The organism is Rhizobium sp. Leaf262, from assembly GCF_001422245.1.
Taxonomy (GTDB): domain Bacteria; phylum Pseudomonadota; class Alphaproteobacteria; order Rhizobiales; family Rhizobiaceae; genus Agrobacterium.
In genome coordinates this window covers 278323-299100 of sequence record NZ_LMMM01000021.1, presented here as the reverse complement: position 1 = coordinate 299100, position 20778 = coordinate 278323, and the positions used below count along the sequence as shown (strand labels likewise).

At 55.9% G+C, this 20778-nt stretch carries 17 protein-coding genes; 14 read left to right on the top strand and 3 right to left on the bottom strand.

Annotation, left to right across the window (positions count from 1 at the left end):
• Positions 1–100: 100 nt before the first annotated feature.
• From rho to ASF29_RS23410, 6 genes are all read left to right on the top strand, one after another.
• Positions 101–1366: a transcription termination factor Rho gene (gene rho / locus ASF29_RS23435; RefSeq protein ID WP_112501108.1), complete on the top strand. Its 1266-nt coding sequence runs from the start codon at positions 101–103 to the stop codon at positions 1364–1366.
• A gap of 103 nt (positions 1367–1469) precedes the next feature.
• Positions 1470–2792, top strand: a complete 1323-nt coding sequence (gene mnmE, locus ASF29_RS23430; protein ID WP_062453071.1) for a tRNA uridine-5-carboxymethylaminomethyl(34) synthesis GTPase MnmE — start codon at positions 1470–1472, stop codon at positions 2790–2792.
• A 47-nt stretch (positions 2793–2839) separates the two neighbouring features.
• Entirely contained in the window at positions 2840–4720 is a 1881-nt protein-coding gene (mnmG, locus tag ASF29_RS23425; RefSeq protein ID WP_062453070.1) for a tRNA uridine-5-carboxymethylaminomethyl(34) synthesis enzyme MnmG, read from the top strand.
• Positions 4721–4731: 11 nt separating this feature from the next.
• On the top strand, positions 4732–5352 hold the full coding sequence (rsmG, locus tag ASF29_RS23420; RefSeq protein ID WP_062453069.1) for a 16S rRNA (guanine(527)-N(7))-methyltransferase RsmG: 621 nt from the start codon (positions 4732–4734) through the stop codon (positions 5350–5352).
• 19 nt (positions 5353–5371) lie between these two features.
• Entirely contained in the window at positions 5372–6163 is a 792-nt protein-coding gene (locus tag ASF29_RS23415) for a ParA family protein (protein WP_062453068.1), read from the top strand.
• Positions 6164–6214: 51 nt separating this feature from the next.
• Complete coding sequence (locus ASF29_RS23410; RefSeq protein WP_062453067.1) at positions 6215–7099, top strand: ParB/RepB/Spo0J family partition protein; 885 nt, start codon at positions 6215–6217, stop codon at positions 7097–7099.
• A 49-nt stretch (positions 7100–7148) separates the two neighbouring features.
• On the opposite strand, the gene ASF29_RS23405 is transcribed toward ASF29_RS23410, so the two are convergent.
• Complete coding sequence (locus ASF29_RS23405) at positions 7149–7349, bottom strand: DUF1674 domain-containing protein (protein WP_062453066.1); 201 nt, start codon at positions 7347–7349, stop codon at positions 7149–7151.
• Between the two features lie 107 nt (positions 7350–7456).
• On the opposite strand from ASF29_RS23405, the gene htpX reads away from it, so the two are divergent.
• The 4 genes from htpX (at position 7457) to purH (ending at position 13466) form a co-directional block, all read left to right on the top strand.
• The gene (htpX, locus tag ASF29_RS23400) at positions 7457–8416 is read left to right on the top strand and encodes a zinc metalloprotease HtpX (protein ID WP_062453065.1); all 960 of its coding nucleotides are present in this window, start codon (positions 7457–7459) and stop codon (positions 8414–8416) included.
• A 65-nt stretch (positions 8417–8481) separates the two neighbouring features.
• Positions 8482–9795 (top strand): RsmB/NOP family class I SAM-dependent RNA methyltransferase, encoded by a 1314-nt coding sequence (locus ASF29_RS23395; RefSeq protein WP_082453719.1) that lies wholly within the window; start codon positions 8482–8484, stop codon positions 9793–9795.
• Positions 9796–10080: 285 nt separating this feature from the next.
• On the top strand, positions 10081–11703 hold the full coding sequence (locus ASF29_RS23390) for a heparinase II/III family protein (RefSeq protein ID WP_062453063.1): 1623 nt from the start codon (positions 10081–10083) through the stop codon (positions 11701–11703).
• Positions 11704–11849: 146 nt separating this feature from the next.
• A complete protein-coding gene (purH, locus tag ASF29_RS23385) occupies positions 11850–13466 on the top strand; it encodes a bifunctional phosphoribosylaminoimidazolecarboxamide formyltransferase/IMP cyclohydrolase (protein ID WP_062453062.1) in 1617 nt (538 codons plus the stop codon).
• A 62-nt stretch (positions 13467–13528) separates the two neighbouring features.
• Here the strand turns inward: purH and ASF29_RS23380 are convergent, their stop codons facing one another.
• Positions 13529–15061 (bottom strand): altronate dehydratase family protein, encoded by a 1533-nt coding sequence (locus tag ASF29_RS23380; protein WP_062453061.1) that lies wholly within the window; start codon positions 15059–15061, stop codon positions 13529–13531.
• A 35-nt stretch (positions 15062–15096) separates the two neighbouring features.
• Positions 15097–15789, bottom strand: a complete 693-nt coding sequence (locus ASF29_RS23375) for a FadR/GntR family transcriptional regulator (protein ID WP_062453060.1) — start codon at positions 15787–15789, stop codon at positions 15097–15099.
• A 276-nt stretch (positions 15790–16065) separates the two neighbouring features.
• On the opposite strand from ASF29_RS23375, the gene ASF29_RS23370 reads away from it, so the two are divergent.
• The 4 genes from ASF29_RS23370 (at position 16066) to ASF29_RS23355 (ending at position 20778) form a co-directional block, all read left to right on the top strand.
• A complete protein-coding gene (locus ASF29_RS23370) occupies positions 16066–17616 on the top strand; it encodes a sugar ABC transporter ATP-binding protein (protein WP_062453155.1) in 1551 nt (516 codons plus the stop codon).
• The gene (locus ASF29_RS23365) at positions 17606–18628 is read left to right on the top strand and encodes an ABC transporter permease (protein WP_062453059.1); all 1023 of its coding nucleotides are present in this window, start codon (positions 17606–17608) and stop codon (positions 18626–18628) included. The genes ASF29_RS23370 and ASF29_RS23365 overlap by 11 nt, the downstream gene beginning before the upstream one ends.
• A gap of 96 nt (positions 18629–18724) precedes the next feature.
• Entirely contained in the window at positions 18725–19666 is a 942-nt protein-coding gene (locus ASF29_RS23360) for an ABC transporter substrate-binding protein (RefSeq protein ID WP_062453154.1), read from the top strand.
• A 98-nt stretch (positions 19667–19764) separates the two neighbouring features.
• Positions 19765–20778, top strand: a complete 1014-nt coding sequence (locus ASF29_RS23355) for an aldo/keto reductase (protein ID WP_062453058.1) — start codon at positions 19765–19767, stop codon at positions 20776–20778.

Here is a 20778-nt window from a genome sequence, read left to right as displayed (position 1 = left end):
GGCATGTGAATTTTTCAGACGTCTGCGGGCCATCCTCAGTACCTGATTCGCGAACAAGCCTTTCCCCACACACATATTTTTAGAGACGGTCTTTCTCTTCATGGCTGAAATGAAGCTTCAGGAACTCAAAAGCAAATCTCCAACCGATTTGCTGACCTTCGCCGAATCCCTGGAAGTCGAAAATGCGAGCACGATGCGCAAGCAGGAGCTCATGTTTGCAATCCTCAAGGTTTTGGCAAGTCAGGACATCGAGATCATCGGCGAAGGCGTCGTCGAAGTTCTTCAGGATGGTTTCGGCTTCCTGCGTTCCGCGAACGCGAATTACCTGCCCGGTCCGGATGATATCTACATTTCGCCTTCGCAGATTCGCCGCTTCTCCTTGAAAACAGGCGACACAGTGGAAGGCCCGATCCGCGGCCCAAAGGAAGGCGAACGCTATTTCGCGCTTCTCAAGGTCAACACGATCAACTTCGACGATCCCGAAAAAATTCGTCATAAGGTTCACTTCGACAACCTGACACCTCTTTATCCGAACGAGCGTTTCAAGCTCGAACTGGAAATACCGACGTCCAAGGACCTGTCCGCGCGTGTTATGGATCTGGTCGCTCCGCTCGGCAAGGGCCAGCGCGGTTTGATCGTGGCACCGCCACGTACCGGTAAGACCGTTCTGTTGCAGAACATCGCCCATTCGATTACCGCAAATCACCCGGAATGCTACCTGATCGTTCTCTTGATCGACGAGCGTCCGGAAGAAGTGACGGACATGCAACGCTCGGTAAAGGGCGAAGTCGTCTCCTCGACCTTTGACGAGCCCGCAGTGCGCCACGTCCAGGTCGCCGAAATGGTGATCGAAAAGGCCAAGCGTCTTGTCGAACACGGCCGTGACGTCGTTATTTTGCTTGATTCGATCACGCGCCTGGGCCGTGCTTACAACACCGTCGTTCCGTCTTCCGGCAAGGTTCTGACCGGTGGTGTGGATGCGAATGCGCTTCAACGTCCAAAGCGCTTCTTCGGCGCTGCGCGTAACATCGAAGAAGGTGGCTCGCTCACGATTATCGCGACCGCCCTGATCGACACCGGAAGCCGCATGGACGAAGTCATCTTCGAAGAATTCAAGGGTACGGGTAACTCGGAAATCGTGCTGGACCGCAAGGTTGCAGATAAGCGCATCTTCCCATCCATGGATATTCTCAAGTCCGGTACGCGTAAGGAAGACCTACTCGTTCCGCGTCAGGACCTTCAGAAAATCTTCGTCCTGCGCCGCATTCTGGCCCCGATGGGAACGACCGACGCTATCGAGTTCCTGATCGACAAGTTGAAGCAGACCAAGACGAATGGCGATTTCTTCGATTCAATGAACACCTGATAGCCGGATTCTTCAGACATTCGACATGACCGCGTCCCTTATAAGGGCGCGGTTTTCGTTTTACTGGATATAGGCAAGAGATTACTCTCAAGGGAGCAAACTGATGTCCCTCTCCACAGACACGATCTATGCGCTTTCAAGCGGGTCGTTGCCGGCGGGTGTGGCGGTTCTGAGGATCAGCGGTGACCAGGCGATGTCAGCTTTGGCATCTTTCCTGGAAAAAAGCCCTCCACCCCCCCGGACGGTCAGTTTAAGAACGATTCGCAACCGAAATAATGACGTTATTGATCAAGCGTTGGTCATGACCTTTCCCGGTCCCGGGTCCTTTACCGGCGAGGATTGCGTGGAACTTCAACTCCATGGCAGTCGGGCGGTCGTTGATGCCGTGTTTGCCCAGCTAGACTCCATGCCTGGCGTCCGGCATGCTGAAGCGGGTGAATTTTCCAAGCGGGCTTATGATAATGGCAAGATGGACCTGCTGGAGGTCGAAGGTCTCGCTGATCTCCTGAAGGCAGAAACAGAGATGCAGCGTCGGCTCGCTATCGAGCAGACCAGTGGTCGATTGTCGGACCTCTATGACGTATGGGCAAACCGCCTGACGCGTTGCCGGGCTATGATTGAAGCAGAGCTGGACTTTTCCGATGAGGAAGACGTCCCGGATTCGGTTGCCGATCAGGTGTGGCGAGACGTGTCTTTGCTATCCGTTGAGATTGCCGACCATCTGAATTCGGGCACTTCTCGAGAGATCATTCGTGATGGCTTCAAGGTTGCGCTCGTGGGTGCTCCCAATGTCGGGAAATCCAGCCTCCTCAACGTCTTGACGGGTCGCGATGTCGCTATCGTCACCGATATCGCGGGGACCACGCGAGACGTTCTCAGTACCGACCTAAACCTAGACGGCTATCTTGTGACAATCTTCGATACAGCAGGGTTGCGGGACGATACCGACGATGTCGTAGAACTTGAAGGCATGAGGCGGGCGCGCCAAACTGCAGAAGACGCGGACCTCATTTTTTCGATGTCAGATAACGATTCGGAACCGCAACAATTTTCCGAAACCATTTTGCCCGTAATTAGAATCGCAACAAAGTCTGATATTCGAGATTTGATTGACGGACAACACGATCTGGCGATCTCGGTCAAAGACGGATCTGGCATCGATGCGCTCCGCTCTAAGATTTTGGAAGAGATCCAGCGGCGGGTCGGCTCCACATCCACTTTGTCGCCCGTCCGAGCGCGCCATAAAAAACGCGTGGAAGAAACGCTAAATTATGTTAGGGAAGCGCTCCAAGCGCAGGAGTTGGATCTTGCGATCCGATCAGAATATTTAAGGCTGGCCGCAACCTCACTAGGGCGCATCACTGGCCGCGTCGATGTCGAGGATCTTCTCGGCGTCATCTTCTCAGAGTTCTGTATCGGAAAATGATTCACGTGAAACATCGGCCTGCCAGAGGCAGAGTGCGATAGAGGACTATGATGACCTACGATGTCGTTGTGATTGGTGGTGGCCATGCGGGTAGCGAGGCGGCAGCTGCGGCAGCGCGGCATGGTTCCAAAACCGCATTACTGACCCACAATAGGCAGACCATCGGCGTCATGTCCTGCAATCCTGCGATTGGTGGCCTTGGAAAAGGTCACCTTGTTCGTGAAGTGGATGCCCTCGACGGATTGATGGGTCGTGTCGCAGATGCTGGTGGCATTCAGTTTCGTATGCTGAACCGCAAAAAGGGTCCCGCCGTCCGTGGTCCCCGCACCCAGGCGGACAGATATCTTTACAGAATGGCGATGCAGCAGGAAATCGCTCAGATCGAAAACCTGACTGTTATCGAAGGCGATGCGTTCGATCTTGAAACGAAAGACGGCGTCATTGTCGCTGTTGTCCTCTCAGACGGACGAAAGCTTTCTTGCCGCGCCGTTGTCATCACGAGCGGCACCTTCCTGAAGGGCCTCATTCATATCGGTTCCGAAAAGATTCCCGCAGGCCGGGTCGGAGAGCAGCCATCGATTGGCCTATCGGACACGCTTGCGCGGGCTGGCTTGCGAATGGGGCGTTTGAAAACCGGAACGCCAGCGCGGCTTGATGGCAAAACCATTGATTGGGGCGCTGTGGATCGGCAAGGCCCGGATGAAGACCCGGTTCCGTTTTCTTTCATGACAGATCGCATCGTCAATCCTCAAATCGAATGTGGTGTTACGCGCACAACGCCAGCCGGCCACAAAATCATTCAGGACAATATCCACCTTTCCGCCATGTATTCTGGTCAGATCGAAGGCGTGGGCCCTCGTTATTGCCCGTCGATCGAGGACAAGATAGTCCGTTTCGGTGAACGCGACGGACATCAGATCTTTCTGGAGCCAGAGGGTTTGAATGACGACACGATTTATCCAAATGGTATTTCGACCTCGCTCCCTCTTCATGTTCAGGAAGAATTTATTCACACTATTCCCGGGCTTGAAAAAGTTCGGATTATTCAGGCTGGATATGCGATCGAGTATGATTACGTCGATCCAAGAGAATTGCGCCCTTCCCTGGAATGCCGAAAAATTCCGGGGCTCTTCCTCGCCGGACAGATCAATGGAACGACAGGGTATGAAGAGGCTGCAGCGCAGGGCTTGGTTGCCGGTCTCAATGCGTCATTGTTAGCCAGCGGATCTTCACCTTTCCATTTCAGTCGTACCGAATCCTATATCGGCGTTATGATTGACGACCTGACATCGAAGGGCGTGACCGAGCCGTATCGTATGTTCACCTCACGGGCGGAATATCGGTTGTCGCTCCGCGTCGACAACGCCGATCTGCGACTGACCCCTCTCGGTCTGGCATCCGGGATCGTTGGAAGTGACCGAGCTAGCCGATATAATGCATTCACAGACGCATTAGATCGCGGTCGTTCGCAATTGAGCGCACTGAGCATAACTCCGTCTGAAGCAGCAAAGGGCGGATTGAAGCTTAACCACGATGGTAACCGCAGATCGGCCTACGAACTCCTCGCCTACCCCGAGGTAACATTTGCGACATTGAATGCATTCTGGCCGGAGCTCGCCAACGTTACGCCGAAGGTCGCGGAAGTCTTGGAAATCGAAGCAAGTTACGCCGTCTATATGCGTCGCCAGAATGCCGATATTATCGACATCAAACGTGACGAAGATCGGCAAATTCCTGACGATTTCGACTTCAGTCAGTTGTCAGGCCTATCAAATGAGCTGAAGCAAAAATTGCAACTGGCCCGTCCCACCAATATTGCGCAGGCATCGCGCGTGGATGGAATGACCCCAGCCGCTGTTTCTCTTATCCTTGCTTTGGTAAAAAAAGGTTCCTATACCCAGTCTCAGAAGTTGCAAGCACAGCTATAACGAGTCTGAATATGAACATAAACGGTCTAAGTGTTTCACGTGAAACACAGGAGCGGCTCGAGCATTTTATCGATCTCTTCAAGAAATGGAATGCAACAACAAATCTCGTTGCTCCCTCGACCTTGGGCGACCTTTGGTCGCGCCATGTCGCTGACAGTGCCCAGATCTTTCAGCTATCACCGCAGCCCAAAAGATGGGTGGACCTCGGCAGTGGGGGTGGCTTTCCTGGCGTTATCACAGCAATTTTTTTGGCAGAGCTCGAAGACGGCTGGATCAACCTCGTCGAAAGTAACAATAAGAAAGCCGCCTTTCTCCGCATCGCCTTGAAGGAGACGGGTGCTCGTGGGACCGTTCATCCGATTCGTATCGAAAATGCCGTTCAGATGGTTGGCGAATGTGATGCAATTTCAGCGCGGGCGCTGGCCGAGCTCGATATGTTACTGGGATATATCGAGCCCTGGGCCAAGATGAACGCGCAATTGAAGTCTTTTCTCAACAAAGGCCGGGATTATGAATCCGAAGTGCAGAAAGCGCGTGGTCGATGGGAATTTGATCTGATAAGACATCAAAGCAGTGTCGAGGCGAGCTCGGTCGTCCTCGAAATCAGTCATCTCCGTCGAAAAGCTGATTGACTAGGTCAGGTGCGGCATCATGTTTGAAAAAAATCGGATTATTACGATCGCAAACCAAAAGGGTGGCGTAGGTAAAACAACGACAGCGATTAATCTTGCCACCGCGCTGGCTGCCATCGGTGAACGCGTTCTGGTGGTCGACCTTGATCCTCAAGGCAATGCGAGCACCGGGCTTGGAATTGACAGGCGCGAACGCAAACTGTCATCCTACGATTTGCTGATCGGCACCAATACAATTGGCGAAGTGGCGGTTCCCACAGCGGTTCCGAACCTCGACATCGTCGCCTCGACGATGGACCTCCTTGGCTTTGAGATGGAAGTCGCCAACGCGTCCAACCGCGTTTTTCTGCTTCGTAATGCGTTGCAGACCGATGAAGCACGTGCCTACTCCTACATATTGGTCGATTGCCCGCCGTCTTTTAATCTTTTGACCATGAACGCAATGGCAGCGGCGCATTCGGTTCTCGTGCCTCTGCAATGCGAGTTTTTCGCATTGGAAGGTTTGAGCCAGCTTCTTGATACGGTCAACCAAATTCGCGGTACGGTTAATCCGGCTCTTGATATCCAGGGTATCGTGTTGACGATGTTCGATTCACGCAACAATCTGGCGCAGCAGGTTGTCAGCGATGTCAGGACGCATCTTGGAGAAAAGGTCTATCATACGCTTATTCCCCGGAATGTACGCGTGTCAGAGGCCCCTTCTTACGGTAAGCCCGCCATTCTTTACGATCTGAAATGTGCCGGAAGCCAGGCCTATCTTCAGCTGGCTTCTGAGGTTATTCAGCGCGAACGCTTGCGCAAAGCGGCGTGAGAGCCTTAGCGCCAGTATTTTGCGTTGCGTTTTTGATATTGGAGTTTGATGATGAGTGATGATTTGTCGAAGCGCCGTCTTGGGCGGGGATTGGCTGCCTTGATCGGTGAAATGGATCAGCCGCTTCCTGTTGGAGAAACCCAACGCGCCGTCAGCCCTGATCGCATGATTCCCATCGAATTCATCTCAAGAAGCGCGCGCAACCCGCGCCGTCACTTCGACGAGAACGAACTTCAGGATCTCGCGACATCCATTCGTCAACATGGCATCGTTCAGCCTGTGGTCGTCCGCACGGTCGAACAGAACCGCTATGAAATCATCGCAGGTGAGCGTCGCTGGCGTGCTGCACAGCTTGCCGGATTTACGGAAGTTCCTGTTATCGTTCGCGACGTTGATGACCGCACGGCGCTAGAGCTCGCGATTGTGGAAAACGTACAGCGCTCAGACCTCAACCCCCTGGAAGAAGCTCTTGGATACGACCAGCTGATAGCAGAACACGGCTATACGCAGAACGATCTCGGCGAAATCATCGGCAAAAGCCGTAGTCACGTCGCAAACAGTCTCAGACTTCTGAAACTACCCGACCCCGTGAGAGACATGTTGGCGGAAGGCACCTTGTCGGCCGGTCATGCTCGTGCGTTGGTCCCAACATCCGACCCCGCCTATCTGGCGAGAACGATCGTCTCTCGTGGTCTGTCCGTTCGCGATGCTGAGCGTCTTGCTCAAGCCGATATCAAGGCACAGCTCGACCCTACCCATGCGCGCAAGCCGGAGACGGAGAAGGATTCCGACACGATCGCGCTTGAAAGGACGCTGGCGGATGCGCTTGGTCTCGATGTAAAAATCAATCATAAGGGCAACAGCGGATTTATTCGTATCAATTACCGTTCACTGGAACAGCTTGAAGCCGTCTGCCGGCTCTTGGAACAGAAATAGTATAAACTATTGTTTTCATTAAATTATTTAACGTCAAAGCCGGGGTCGATCAAAAGTCGATTGCCCGGCCTTTGATTTCGTAATCGCCGAAGCGCACGGGCTCTGCGCCTCCCCTACCACCCGTTTCCGGCGGCAGTTCAAGCTCCTGAGCTCGCTTACGGCGGTCTTCCGCTTCCTGAAGGGCGCGCTGTGCCGCAGGTGAAAGCGTCTTGCGTTCCTCGCCGCTATTGTCGTTATCAGCGTTTTGCATGATCTCCTTGCCTCATGACGGCATATTGAAATGCGTTTCTTCGTAACCAGATTATAGAAGTCGAAACGGCTTGATAAGCGATTTCACCTTGAAACGGAGATTTTTGAATGAACCTGATGCGCACGGCCATGTTGTTGGCGTTCATGACCGCGTTGTTCATGGGTGTCGGATTCCTGATCGGTGGAACGGGCGGTATGATGATCGCATTTCTCATCGCTGCGGGCATGAACCTGTTTTCCTATTGGAATTCGGACAAGATGGTTCTCAAAGCTTATCATGCACAGGAAGTAGATGAGCACAACGCGCCTGATTTCTTTGCCATGATTCGCGATCTGTCTCACAATGCCGGCCTTCCAATGCCGAAGGTCTATGTCTACGACAGCCCTCAGCCCAATGCATTCGCGACGGGCCGCAATCCGCAAAATGCGGCCGTGGCCGCCTCTACTGGCCTGATGGAGCAGTTGACGCCTCAGGAAGTGGCTGGTGTCATGGCGCATGAGTTGGCACATATCCAGAACCGCGATACTCTGACGATGACGATCACTGCGACACTCGCGGGTGCGGTATCCATGCTGGGTAACTTTGCGCTGTTTTTCGGCGGCAATCGGGAAAACAACAATCCGTTGGGCTTTATCGGCGTGATCGTCGCGATGGTCGTTGCTCCCTTCGCAGCCATGCTCGTTCAGATGGCGATCAGCCGGACGCGTGAATATTCGGCGGATCGTCGCGGCGCGGAAATTTGCGGCAATCCCCTTTGGCTCGCATCCGCTTTGCAGAAGATTTCCGGTGCCGCGCGCCAAATCCACAATGACGATGCGGAACGCAACCCGGCAACGGCGCATATGTTCATCATCAATCCCCTTTCAGGTGAGCGAATGGACAATCTGTTTTCTACGCATCCTAATACGGAAAACCGCATTGCGGCGTTGCAAGCCATGTCCGGCGGCTTCGCACAGCCATCGACCTACTCGTCCACAAATGCTAAGCCCGTGCGCAAATCACGTTCCGTTCCCAACACGGGTACAGGACGCAATGATCAAAACGATCGTAAAGGGCCCTGGTCTTGACAGCGAATTCCTCCGCCAAACCGGCAAAATTTTCAAAATCCAAACGGTCTGGTGGAAATCATGACATGTCCTCATCGGGAGAAGAATGGAAGCCGGGGCTCGGCTCACGTGTGGCTGCGGTAAAAATTCTTTCCGCGGTTCTGGACAAAAAGACATCGCTGGATGGCATGATGGATGCGGAGAACGGCAATCCGGCCTATCGTGCACTGACGGTTGCCGACCGTTCCCTCGTGCGCGCCATCGTCAATACCGCGCTGCGTCATCTGCCCCGCATCGAGGCGGCTCTCGGCATGTTGCTCGATGGACCGCTTCCGCAAGGCGCCCGCTCGCTGCACCACGTATTTGTCGTTGGTGCGACGCAGATGCTGTATCTCGATGTTCCCGATCACTCCGCCGTCGACCTTGCCGTCGAACAGGCCCACCGCGATCCCCGCAACAAACGCTTCGTGAAACTGGTCAATGCCGTTCTACGGCGGCTGGGACGTGAGAAGGAAAGCGTATTGCAGGCCATCAGCGGCATCCCGGTTTTGCCGGAATGGTTCTATGCCCGTCTCGCGACAGTTTATGGTGAGACAGCAGCAAAACGTATGGCGGAAGCGCAGCTCATTCCGTCCTCCATCGATATCACTGTCAAGTCCGATCCCGAACGCTGGGCAAAGACGCTGAACGGCACTGTCATGCCCAACGGAAGCGTGCGGCTGGCTTCGTTTGAGGGGGCGGTCTCTGCGCTGGAGGGCTTCGACGAAGGCGAATGGTGGGTGCAGGACTTCTCTGCCAGCATGCCGGTTCGCCTCATGGGCGATCTCACGGGCAAGCGCGTCGCAGATCTTTGCGCTGCTCCCGGCGGCAAGACGGCCCAGTTGATATTGAGTGGTGCCGCGGTCACCGCGCTCGACCAATCCGGCAATCGATTGAAACGGCTGCGTGATAATCTGAAGCGGCTGAAGCTTGAGGCAGAAACGGTCGAAAGCAACATGTTGAAATTCCACCCGGATGACCTCTTCGACGCCGTGCTTCTGGATGCGCCCTGCTCCTCGACAGGCACGTTGCGCAAGCATCCTGACGTTTGCTGGACCAAGGATGAGCGAGATATCGCCAAGCTTGCTGCCTTACAGGAACAGATGTTGCGTCATGCCATCACTCTGGTAAAGCCCGGCGGCATCGTGGTCTTTTCCAACTGCTCGCTCGACCCTTCCGAAGGCGAGGAGATGGTGGCGAAGGTTCTGAAAAGCGAACCCACGCTCAAGCGTGTTCCCGTTTCTTCTGCGGCATTTCCTGGTCTGGAGGCCGCCATAGATGCAAATGGCGATCTGCGTACCACGCCCGATATGTTCGGCGGTGTCGATGGCTTTTATGCCGTGACGCTTCGCAGGACCTAGCAGACGGACTATCCTCCATCTTTGTTTTGGCGTGCCTTGAGTTCTTCCGGCATGGCTGAACAACCGTTGCCCTGCTTTGGCTAAAACGCCCTTCGCATAATGGGATCATTTACATCTTATGAAGTTTTTCGTGAAACATTGAGTGACTTGTCAGCTATCCAGCATCCTTCATTCTGCCATTCATCATCAATCGTCGCGCAGGCGGGAAACAAGAGTTTGGTGAGATCCCTGAACAGCAGCGTCCGTTCTGTGGGGCTTTTTTTACGCACCCTTCGAAACCAGATCATGATCGGTGTGGCACCTCTGCGCCTCAAAATATCGAAACTGGCCGATCGTGCGCCAAGCGGCCTGGTTGCTGCACCCACCGATCTGCGTGCTGTCGATCCCTATATTGCGCAGGAACTCGTTCATGGTCGTATTGCTCTGGCGGGACGTATTCTGGAATGCGGTAGGGGATCGCCGTTCTCGCTGGAAATGCCATCTGCCGCATTCGAGGAACGGCTGCATGCCTTTAGTTGGTTGCGGCATGTCAGGGCCAGCAAGTCTGATGAGGCCTGCACCCGCGCGCGCATTCTGGTCTCGGACTGGATCGCGCTTTACGGCCGAAAAATCGGTGGCACAGCCTGGGCGCCGGAAACGACGGCTCAGCGATTGATCGCCTGGCTGTCGCACTCTCCCATTATCCTGCAAAATGCAGATGCGGGCTTTTATCGCCGGTTTCTCAAGAGCCTCGGGGTGCAGGTTGCTTACCTTAGCCTGATTGGCAAATACGCCGCAGACGGGGAAACGCGGCTTAAAATTCGTATTGCCCTGGCGGTGGCTTCGATTTCACTGCCCAACCGTCCCACCCGCATCGCCCGTGTCGGCATGAAGCTGGATCGGGAGCTTGAGCGCCAGATTCTTCCGGATGGCGGGCATGTGTCTCGCAACCCGCGGGTCATGCTGGAACTGTTGCTGGATCTTTTGCCGCTGCGGCAGAGCTATATCAATCTGGGTCACGACGTTCCGCCCGGACTGGTGCCAGCAATCGACCGTATGTTTCCCGCCATTCGCTTTTTCCGTCATCAGGACGGAGATCTGGCGCTGTTTAATGGATCAACAGCGACGCTAGCCAATGAGCTGGCATCCGTGCTTCGGTATGACGAAACGTCCGGACGCCCTTCCCGGGCGCTGTCTGATATCGGTTATCAGCGCCTGTCGTCCGACGATACGGTGGTCATCGTGGATACCGGTATGCCGCAGTCTATGGAATTGTCGCGCGGCGCGCATTGCGGTTGCCTTTCCTTTGAATTTTCATCGGTCCGCAACCGCTTCATCGTCAATTCCGGATTTCCCTCCTATGCCGCCGCCGACTTCAAGCGCGCAAGCCGGTCAACTGCAGCCCATTCCACCGTCACCATCGGCGACACCTCATCGTCGCGGCTGTCTCGCTCGCGCCTGCTCGGGCCTATCATGGTCGCCGGTATCGGTGAGGTCGAGGTGAAACGCGAGACGGATCAAAAAGGTGCGGACGTACTGATCGCGGCGCATGACGGATATCTGAAGGAATTCGGCTATATTCACGAGCGTGAGCTGGAGCTGAATGCGGCTGGCACGAAGATAAAGGGGCGTGATCTTCTGCGTCTTACGGATAAGGAGAGCAGGAAATCGTCTATGCCACTCGAGGCTGTTTCCCGTTTTCACATTCACCCCTCCATTGAGCTGTTTGATGAGGATGAGGAAACGGTTTTGATGCGGGCAGGTGACGGAACGAGCTGGACATTTTCTGCGCCCGGCCAAACGGTTCGCATCGCCGACGATGTTTTTATGGCCGACGCGTCTGGCATTCGTCCCTCACAGCAGATCGAAATCGTCTTTGCAGTTCACGATGCCACGGATATTCGCTGGCTGATCGAACGAAAGCTGTAACGGCCATCGTGAGGTCGGAAAACGTTTAACGGGGCCAACTCACGGCGCTGCCTCTGTTTATTAATCTGCAAAGCTGTGCTAACGCGGCGGCAACCGCCGGAACGATCGGTTTCCGGCCCTTCCTCCACGCTTGACGGAGTAGTCCCATGGCTGTCGTTTCCAAGAAAATTCCCGCGCCCGACAAGGTCAAGATTCGCACTGCGCTTCTTTCGGTCTCCGACAAGACCGATATCATCGAGCTTGCCGGTGCTTTGGTGAAGCTGGGCGTCAAGCTTCTGTCGACGGGCGGAACGTCCAAGGCGATTGCCGATGCCGGACTGCCTGTGACGGATGTTTCCGACATCACCAAGTTTCCGGAAATCATGGACGGTCGCGTCAAAACGCTGCACCCCAACGTCCACGGTGGCCTTTTGGCGATCCGGGATGATGCGGACCATGTCGAAGCCATGAATGCGCATGGCATCGAAGCCATCGATCTCTCGATCATCAATCTCTACCCGTTCGAAGACGTGCGTGCCAAAGGCGGCGATTATCCCACGACGGTCGAGAATATCGATATCGGGGGTCCGGCCATGATCCGCGCTTCTGCCAAGAACCATGCTTACGTCACCGTTATCACTGATCCAAGCGACTACCCGGAATTGCTGGAAGCGCTGCAGGCCGATGACGGCCAGACAAGTTACGCCCTGCGACAGAAATTTGCTGCAAAAGCCTATGCGCGGACCGCAGCCTACGACGCGATGATCTCGAACTGGTTCACCGAAGCGCTCTCCATCGAGACACCGCATTACCGCGCCATTGGCGGGGTGTTGAAAGAAAAGATGCGTTACGGTGAAAATCCGCATCAGAGCGCGGGTTTCTATCTGACCGGCGACAAGCGTCCCGGCGTGGCGACAGCCACTCTTCTGCAGGGCAAGCAGCTTTCCTACAACAATATCAACGACACGGACGCGGCCTATGAACTGGTGGCCGAATTCCTGCCGGAGAATGCACCTGCGGTGGCAATCATCAAGCATGCCAATCCCTGCGGCGTCGCTACGGGAAAGACATTGCTCGATGCCTATAAGCGGGCGCTGGCATGTGATCCTGTGTCGGCTTTCGGTGGCGTCATTGCGCTCAATCAGACGCTTGATGCCGAGACGGCCGAGGAAATTATTCAGCTGTTTACAGAAGTCATCATCGCGCCCGATATAACCGAGGAAGCCAAGCAGATCGTGGCGCGCAAGCCGAACCTGCGTCTTCTCTCGGCTGGTGGTCTGCCGGATGCGCGTGCTCCGGGCCTTACGGCAAAGACTGTATCAGGCGGACTTCTGGTGCAGAGCCGTGACAATGGCATGGTGGAAGATCTCGAACTTAAGGTCGTCACCCGTCGCGCGCCGACGCCGCAAGAGCTTGAAGACATGAAGTTTGCGTTCAAGATCGCCAAGCATGTTAAATCCAATGCGGTCATCTATGCCAAGAACGGCCAGACGGCTGGTATCGGCGCCGGTCAGATGAGCCGCATCGATTCGGCACGTATCGCAGCGCAAAAGGCTGAAGATGCGGCAAAGGCGATGGGTCTGTCCGAGCCATTGACCAAGGGTTCCGCCGTGGCGTCGGAGGCTTTCTATCCCTTTGCAGACGGATTGCTGGCCGCCATTGCTGCTGGCGCAACTGCGGTTATTCAGCCGGGCGGTTCGATGCGCGACCAGGATGTGATCGACGCTGCCAATGCCCATGATGTGGCGATGGTCTTCACAGGTATGCGCCACTTCAGGCACTGATGTTGTCGCTCGCCCTCTCCAATGGGGGGGGCGAGCTGAAATGTTTCACGTGAGACAGTCGCTCAGGTTACGGCGCCGACCTGCCATGGTACGAATTCATTGTCGCCGTAGTCATAGATTTCGCTCACCGTCTTATCGCCGGAGGCAACGGCGATGATGTGTTCGAAGATTCGTTTGCCGGATTCCTCGATGGTTTCATTGCCGGTGACGATTTCGCCACAGTTGATGTCCATGTCCTCCTTCATGTGTTCGAACATTTCGGAATTGGTGGCAATCTTGATGCAGGGCGAAGGTTTGAAGCCGGATACGGAGCCGCGTCCGGTGGTAAAACAGATGACATTGCAGCCACCCGCGACCTGACCTGTCACGGCAACTGGATCGTATCCGGGTGTGTCCATGAAGACGAAGCCGGGCTCGGTGACGGTTTCCGCGAATTCATAGACGGCCTTCAGCGGCATCGATCCGCCTTTGGCCACGGCACCCAGGGATTTTTCCAGAATGGTGGTGAGGCCACCCAGCTTGTTGCCGTGGGACGGGTTGTTGTTCAACTCGTCGCCATTTCGGGCAGTGTAGTCGCGCCACCAATCGATGCGTTGCAGAAGCTTTTCCGCAACCGCGGGGGTTACTGCGCGGCGCGTCAGCAAATGTTCCGCGCCGTAGATTTCCGGGGTTTCCGACAGCACTGTGGTGCCGCCATTGCGAACGATGAGGTCAGATGCGTAGCCCAATGCAGGGTTGGCGGAAATGCCGGAATAACCATCCGATCCACCGCATTCCAGCGCCACTTTCAGACCAGAGAGAGGCTGTTGCGTTCGCTTGGCCGCGTTGACGCCCGGCAACATCTCTTTGATGTTGGCGATAGCCGCCTCGATGGTTTTGCGCGTGCCGCCATGCTGCTGGATCGTCATTGTGCGCAGGCGGTCACCCTCCTCCATCTTGTAATGTTCAAGGATGGGAGCGATCTGGTTCGTCTCGCAGCCAAGACCGATCAGCAATATTCCGCCAAAATTCGGATGCCGGGCGTAGCCCTGGATGGTGCGGATCAGCAGGCGGTAGCCTTCCGACTTGGTGTTGAGCGCGCAGCCACCGCCGTGGGTCAGCGCAACGACGCCATCGACATTGTCGAACTCGGCAAGACCGCCCTGCTTGTTGAAATAATCGGCGATGTAACGCGACACGGTGGCGGAACAGTTCACCGATGCAATGACGCCGATATAGTTGCGGGTTCCGATGCCGCCGGCACCACGATCAAAGCCCATGAAGGTGCGCCGTTCCGACACCGGCACCATGTCCTTTTCCTCGATATCGACACTGAACTGATGCGCATGTTCGGACGGGACCATCGCGAGATTGTGGAGATGAACGTGACGTCCCGCTTCGATGTCCTGCGTCGCGATGCCGATCACCTGTCCGTATTTCAGCACCTCATCGCCGCTGCGAATGGTGGTCAGCGCGACCTTGTGCCCTCTCCCGATCAGTTCTGCGGCCTTGAGGTCGCCCCGCCCTGTCGAGCCTCCGGGTTGAATGGAGCGACGCGCCACGGCAACATTGTCGCGCGCGTTCAGTACGATGGTGGCTTCGATATTCTCTGTCACGCGGTCTCCTCCTCGCGAATGCCTGTCTTGCCGATCTAGTTTTCAACCCAGCGGCGTCTGGAACTGTCAAGATGCCGATGCATGGCGGCCTGCGCCAGCAGCGGGTCTTTCGCCTCGAGCGCAGCCAGAATGGCCTCGTGCTCCTGCAAGGCGAAAATCCATGTGTCCTTGTCTTCGAACTTCACGCGAAACTGCGCCGAAATAGGACTGTGGCGCTCATCGAAGAGATCGCCCACGAGCCGCGACAGAACGCTGTTGCCGGATTGCTCGGCAATGAGAACGTGGAACTGGCGATCCTGATCGAGCGGCTTTCGCCCGGCGTCGATTTCCACCCGCATGGCGTCGAGAGTGTCTCGCAGAGCCACAAGCGCTTCTGGCGCTATTCGACTGGCGGACAGCAGGATCGTCGTACCTTCCAGCGCCGCCCTGGCCTGCATCAGTTCCGACGGGCTTTCACCGAGGGATTTTGTGCGGCTGGCAGGCTGCGCGGGTTCGGTGGATACGTAAACGCCAGAACCCATGCGGATTTCGACGCTTCCATCGATTTCGAGCGCAATGAGAGCCTCGCGAAGGGAAGGACGTGAGACGCCGAGTTTCTGCGCAAGCTCTCGCTCCGCAGGCAACCGCGCTCCCGCCTGAAACTCGCCATTCTCGATCAGTTCGCGTATCTGATCCGCGATCTGTTGATAAAGCCTGCGGGGCTCGGCAATTTTGGCCTGACCATTCATGGCGCGATCTATCGTCTTTCACAATTCCAGAAATTTGGCCTTACCGTACTCTCAGAGCAACGGCGAAGCAAGATAATGTTTATTCTATTGAATTTAATAGTCTTTCAGGTGTTTTTTAGGAGTGAAGCTTCATAGTAGCGATATCTTTTTTATTATGTGATCGACAATTGGCTTGACCAAGGGTGGAATGCGGCCTAACCATTCCGTCTGTCGCAGCGCCTTGGGTGGAGTTAAGGCGCTTTCGGGAGGAAGACGATGTCGCCAGGTGCGCCGGTTATGAACGACGCTGCCGCCACCGGACCGGTGCGCGAGCATGGCCGCATTCTGCTGCGGCTGGATCACATCAGCAAGGAATTCCCGGGCGTCAAAGCCCTGAGCGATGTGCAGTTCGATCTGCGCTCCGGCGAAGTTCATGCCGTGTGTGGAGAAAATGGTGCGGGTAAATCGACCCTGATGAAGATCGTCAGCGGCGTTTATCAGCCGACCAGTGGCACCATCCTTCACAAGGGGCAAACCGTGCAATATGCGTCGCCGCTCGAATCCGAAGCGGCGGGTATTGCCATCATCCACCAGGAACTCAATCTCGTCCCGCATTTGAGTGTTGCCGAGAACATCTATCTTGCCAGAGAACCAAGACGCGGTTTCCTCGTCGACCGCAGGAAGCTGGCCGCCGACGCGAAACGGTGTCTCGACCGGCTTGGGATCGACCTCGATCCCAATCGCCTAGTTCGCGGTTTGTCGGTTGCCCAGTGCCAGATGGTGGAAATCGCCAAGGCGCTTTCGCTCGATGCAGAAGTCCTGATCATGGACGAACCCACATCGTCCCTGACCGAACAGGAGACCCGGCTTCTTTTCAAGGTCATCCGTGACCTCAAGGCCTCAGGGGTCGGCATCGTCTATATTTCCCACCGGCTCGACGAAATGGCCGAGATCGTCGACCGCGTGACGGTGTTGCGCGACGGGCGATATATTTCGACCGATAATTTCAAAGACATTACCGTTGATGACATCGTTACGCGCATGGTCGGTCGTTCTCTCGAAGAAAAGTTTCCAGAGCGGACATCGAAACCGACGGACGAGGTGATTTTCGCCGTCGAAGGCTTGAGCCGGAACGGTGTTTTCCATGATGTGAGTTTCCAGCTGCGGCGCGGAGAGATTCTCGGCTTTGCGGGGCTTATGGGCGCCGGACGCACGGAGGTGGCACGGGCGATCTTCGGTGCCGATGCTTTTGATTCGGGCACCATCACATTCGAGGGTCGCCAGCTGTCCATCGCCTCGCCACAGGACGCGATTGCACAGGGCATCGCCTACCTCTCGGAAGATCGCAAGAGTGATGGGCTTGCGCTCAAGATGTCGGTCGCGGCCAATACGTCATTGGCGAACATGGACGAAGTCTCCAACCGTTTCGGTCTCATCGACTTCAAGAAACATGACGACGTGGCACGGCGCTATGTCGAACTGCTGAACATTCGTACGCCATCGATAAAGCAGACGGTGCGTCTGCTGTCGGGTGGTAATCAGCAGAAGATCATCATCGGCAAATGGCTGTTTCGTCAGTCAAGGGTCCTGTTTTTCGACGAGCCCACCCGCGGCATCGATGTCGGCGCGAAATTTGCCATCTACAAAATCATGGATGAGCTGGCCGCCAGAGGCATCGGCGTCATCCTCATCAGTTCCGAATTGCCCGAAGTGCTGGGGCTCACCGATCGCATCGCCGTGTTTCACGAGGGGACGATCACAGGCATCGTAGAGACGGCCAAGACCACACAGGAAGAAATCATGCGCTATGCCTCCGGCTATAGCAGCGGGGATAGACATGTCAGATAACGTATCGCCGTCAAAAGGCTTCACCTTCAGCGACCGGCAGAAGGACATCATCCAGAAATTCGCGGCACTGGGCAGTCTGGTTGTGCTGACAATGGTATTTTCCGCTACCAGCAGCGCCTTTTTCACCGTCAACAATGCCATGACGATTGCGCTTCAGGTTACGTCGATTGCCCTTTTGGGCATCGGCGCGACCTGCGTTATCATCACCGGCGGCATCGATCTTTCGGTGGGCTCGGTGCTGGCGCTGGCTGGTGTGGTCGCAGCGCTTGCGGTGAAGGAACTCGGCATGCCGGTGCCCATCGGCATGTTCCTCGGAATTCTGACCGGGTCTCTATGCGGCCTCATCAACGGGCTGTTGGTGACGCGCTTCAAGCTTCCGCCCTTTATTGCCACACTTGGCATGATGTTGATCGCGCGCGGCGTCGCCTTGCAGATCACCGGTGCGCGTGCCGTTTCCGGTCTTGGCGAATCCTTCGGTGAACTGGGCAACGGCGCACTGTTTCGCATCGTCACCATTGGCGATGACGGGTTCCCGAATGTGGTCTTTCCGGGCATTCCCTATCCGGTCATCCTGATGATCGTGATTGCGATTGCCGTGTCCTTCATGCTCAACCGCTCGGTTCTGGGCAGGCACATCTATGCGGTCGGCTCCAATGCGGAGGCGGCCCGCCTTTCGGGGGTTAATGTCGCCCGTGTGACGAATTTTACCTATATCCTGTCGGGCACGCTGGCGGGCCTGACCGGTTGCGTGTTGATGTCGCGGCTGGTCACGGCGCAGCCGAATGAAGGTGTGATGTACGAGCTGGATGCCATAGCCAGTGCCGTCATCGGCGGCACGTCGCTCATCGGTGGCGTTGGTACGATTTCCGGCACAGCCATCGGGGCCTTCGTCATCGGCATCCTGCGCAATGGTCTCAACATGAACGGCGTATCTGCCTTTACCCAGCAGATCATTATCGGCCTGGTCATTCTGGGCACCGTCTGGATCGATCAGCTGCGCAATCGCCGCTGATCGGAATGTAAAGCTTTCAATAGGGTGCGGACCCTTTCCGCGGGTTACCGGCATGGCGAAGAGGAGATATCGCGTGTCGGCACAATGGAGGAAAACATGAAAAAATTGACCACTGCCCTTTTGACCTCGGTCATCGCCTTGTGGAGTGTCTCGACGGTTCAGGCAGGCGAAATCGCCGTCATCGTCAAGACAGTCAACTCAACCTTCTGGCAGAACGTCCAGAAAGGTGCGGATGCGGCAATCAAGACGTCGACCGGCAATACCATGACCTTCCAGGGTCCGGCGTCGGAATCGGCCATCGCCGATCAGGTCAACATGGTGGAAAATGCGGTCAACCGTAAGGTATCCGGTATTGTTCTGGCACCGTCCGATCCTGACGCGCTGGTCCCCGCCGTCAAGAAAGCCTGGGAAGCACGCATTCCCGTTGTAATCGTCGACTCGCAGCTGGCCAAGGGTGCCGAGCAATATTACCAGTCTTTCCTGGCGACCGATAACAAGAAGGCCGGTGAACTGGCTGCGCAGGCGCTGATCGACAAGGTCGGCAAGGAAGGCAAGATCGCCGTCATGTCCTATGTCGCCGGTGCAGGCTCGGAAATCGGTCGCGTCGGTGGTTTCACCGATTACATCAAGGCCAATTCCAAGCTCCAGATCGTCGGCCCCTATTATTCGCAGTCGCAGATGGCAACGGCGCTGAACCAGACCACCGACGTTCTTGCCGCCAATTCCGACCTCAAGGGCATTTTCGGCGCCAATGAGCCGACGGCGATTGGTGTTGGCCGCGCATTGGCTCAATCCGGCAAGGCTGGCAAGGTCGTGGCCATTGGCTTCGACGGCAATCAGGATCTCCAGAACTTCGTCAAGGATGGCACGCTGGCTGGCATCGTTGTGCAGGGTTCCTACCAGATGGGCGAACTCGGTGTTCAGACCGTTTCCAAGCTGATCGCCAAGGAAAAGGTTGAGAAGTTCGTCGATACGGGTGTGGTCGTGGTGACCAAGGACAATATCGACAAGCCGGAAGCAAAGAACGTTCTTTACTAGATTCTACCAGACGCGATGCCCGGGCTTGCCCCGAGCATCGCGTCAAGATGACGTCCCAAAATTTCAACTATTAAGATCCAGTTCTCGAAAGTGCCGCAATGAAAGTCTCCGATACACGCAAGCTGCCCCGTCGCGACGTAGAGGTCACCCTGATGGGTCTCGGCTGTGCCCAGATGGGAAATCTCTATCGCGTGACGCCCTACGAGGAATCCAAGGGCGCTTTCGATACGGCCTGGAAACACGGCATCCGTTATTTCGACACGGCTCCTTTTTACGGTTACACGCGCTCGGAACGGCGGCTTGGAACCATGGTCACGGAGCATGAGCGCGCCGATTATACGCTCAGTACCAAGGTCGGTCGCGTCATGGTGCCGGACGAATCGGTCGGGCCGGAAGAGGACGCCTATGTCGCACCCCTGCCCTTCCGTCCAGTCTACGATTATTCCCATGACGGCATTTTGCGGTCCTTCGAGGCCAGCCAGCAGCGGCTCGGCATTCTGAAGCCGGATATTCTCTACATCCATGATATTGGCCCTGTGACCCATGGGGACGAGCACCAGCATTATTGGGAGCAACTGACCACCGGTGGTGGCTTCAAGGCGCTCGCAAAGCTGCGGGATGAGGGATCGACCGGCGCGGTTGGTCTTGGCGTGAATGAATGGGAAGTCGTGCGTGACACGATGGAGATTTTCGACATCGATGTCGCCATGCTTGCCGGGCGCTATACGCTGCTGGAGCAGGAAAGCCTGGATTTCATGAACAATTGCGCAAAGCGCGGCGTCGCTATCGTCGCTGCTGGTGCGTTCAATTCCGGAATTCTCGCCGGCAATCGCAAATTCAACTACGCGGATGCGCCGCCGGACATTCTGGCTAGGGTGGATTCGCTGCATAGTGTCTGCGAAGAGCTGGATGTCTCCTTGCAGGCCGCCGCATTGCAATTTCCCCTTGCCCACCCGGCCTGCGTGACGGTGGTTTCCGGCGCGCGCAATGCAGAACAGCTTTCTTCCAACATCGTTTGGTTCGAGCAGGATATTCCGGCCGAGTTCTGGTCTGAGCTGGAAGTGCGTGGCTTGCTTGCCGAGGGCGCACCGGTGCCGCGGGCCAAGGTGTAA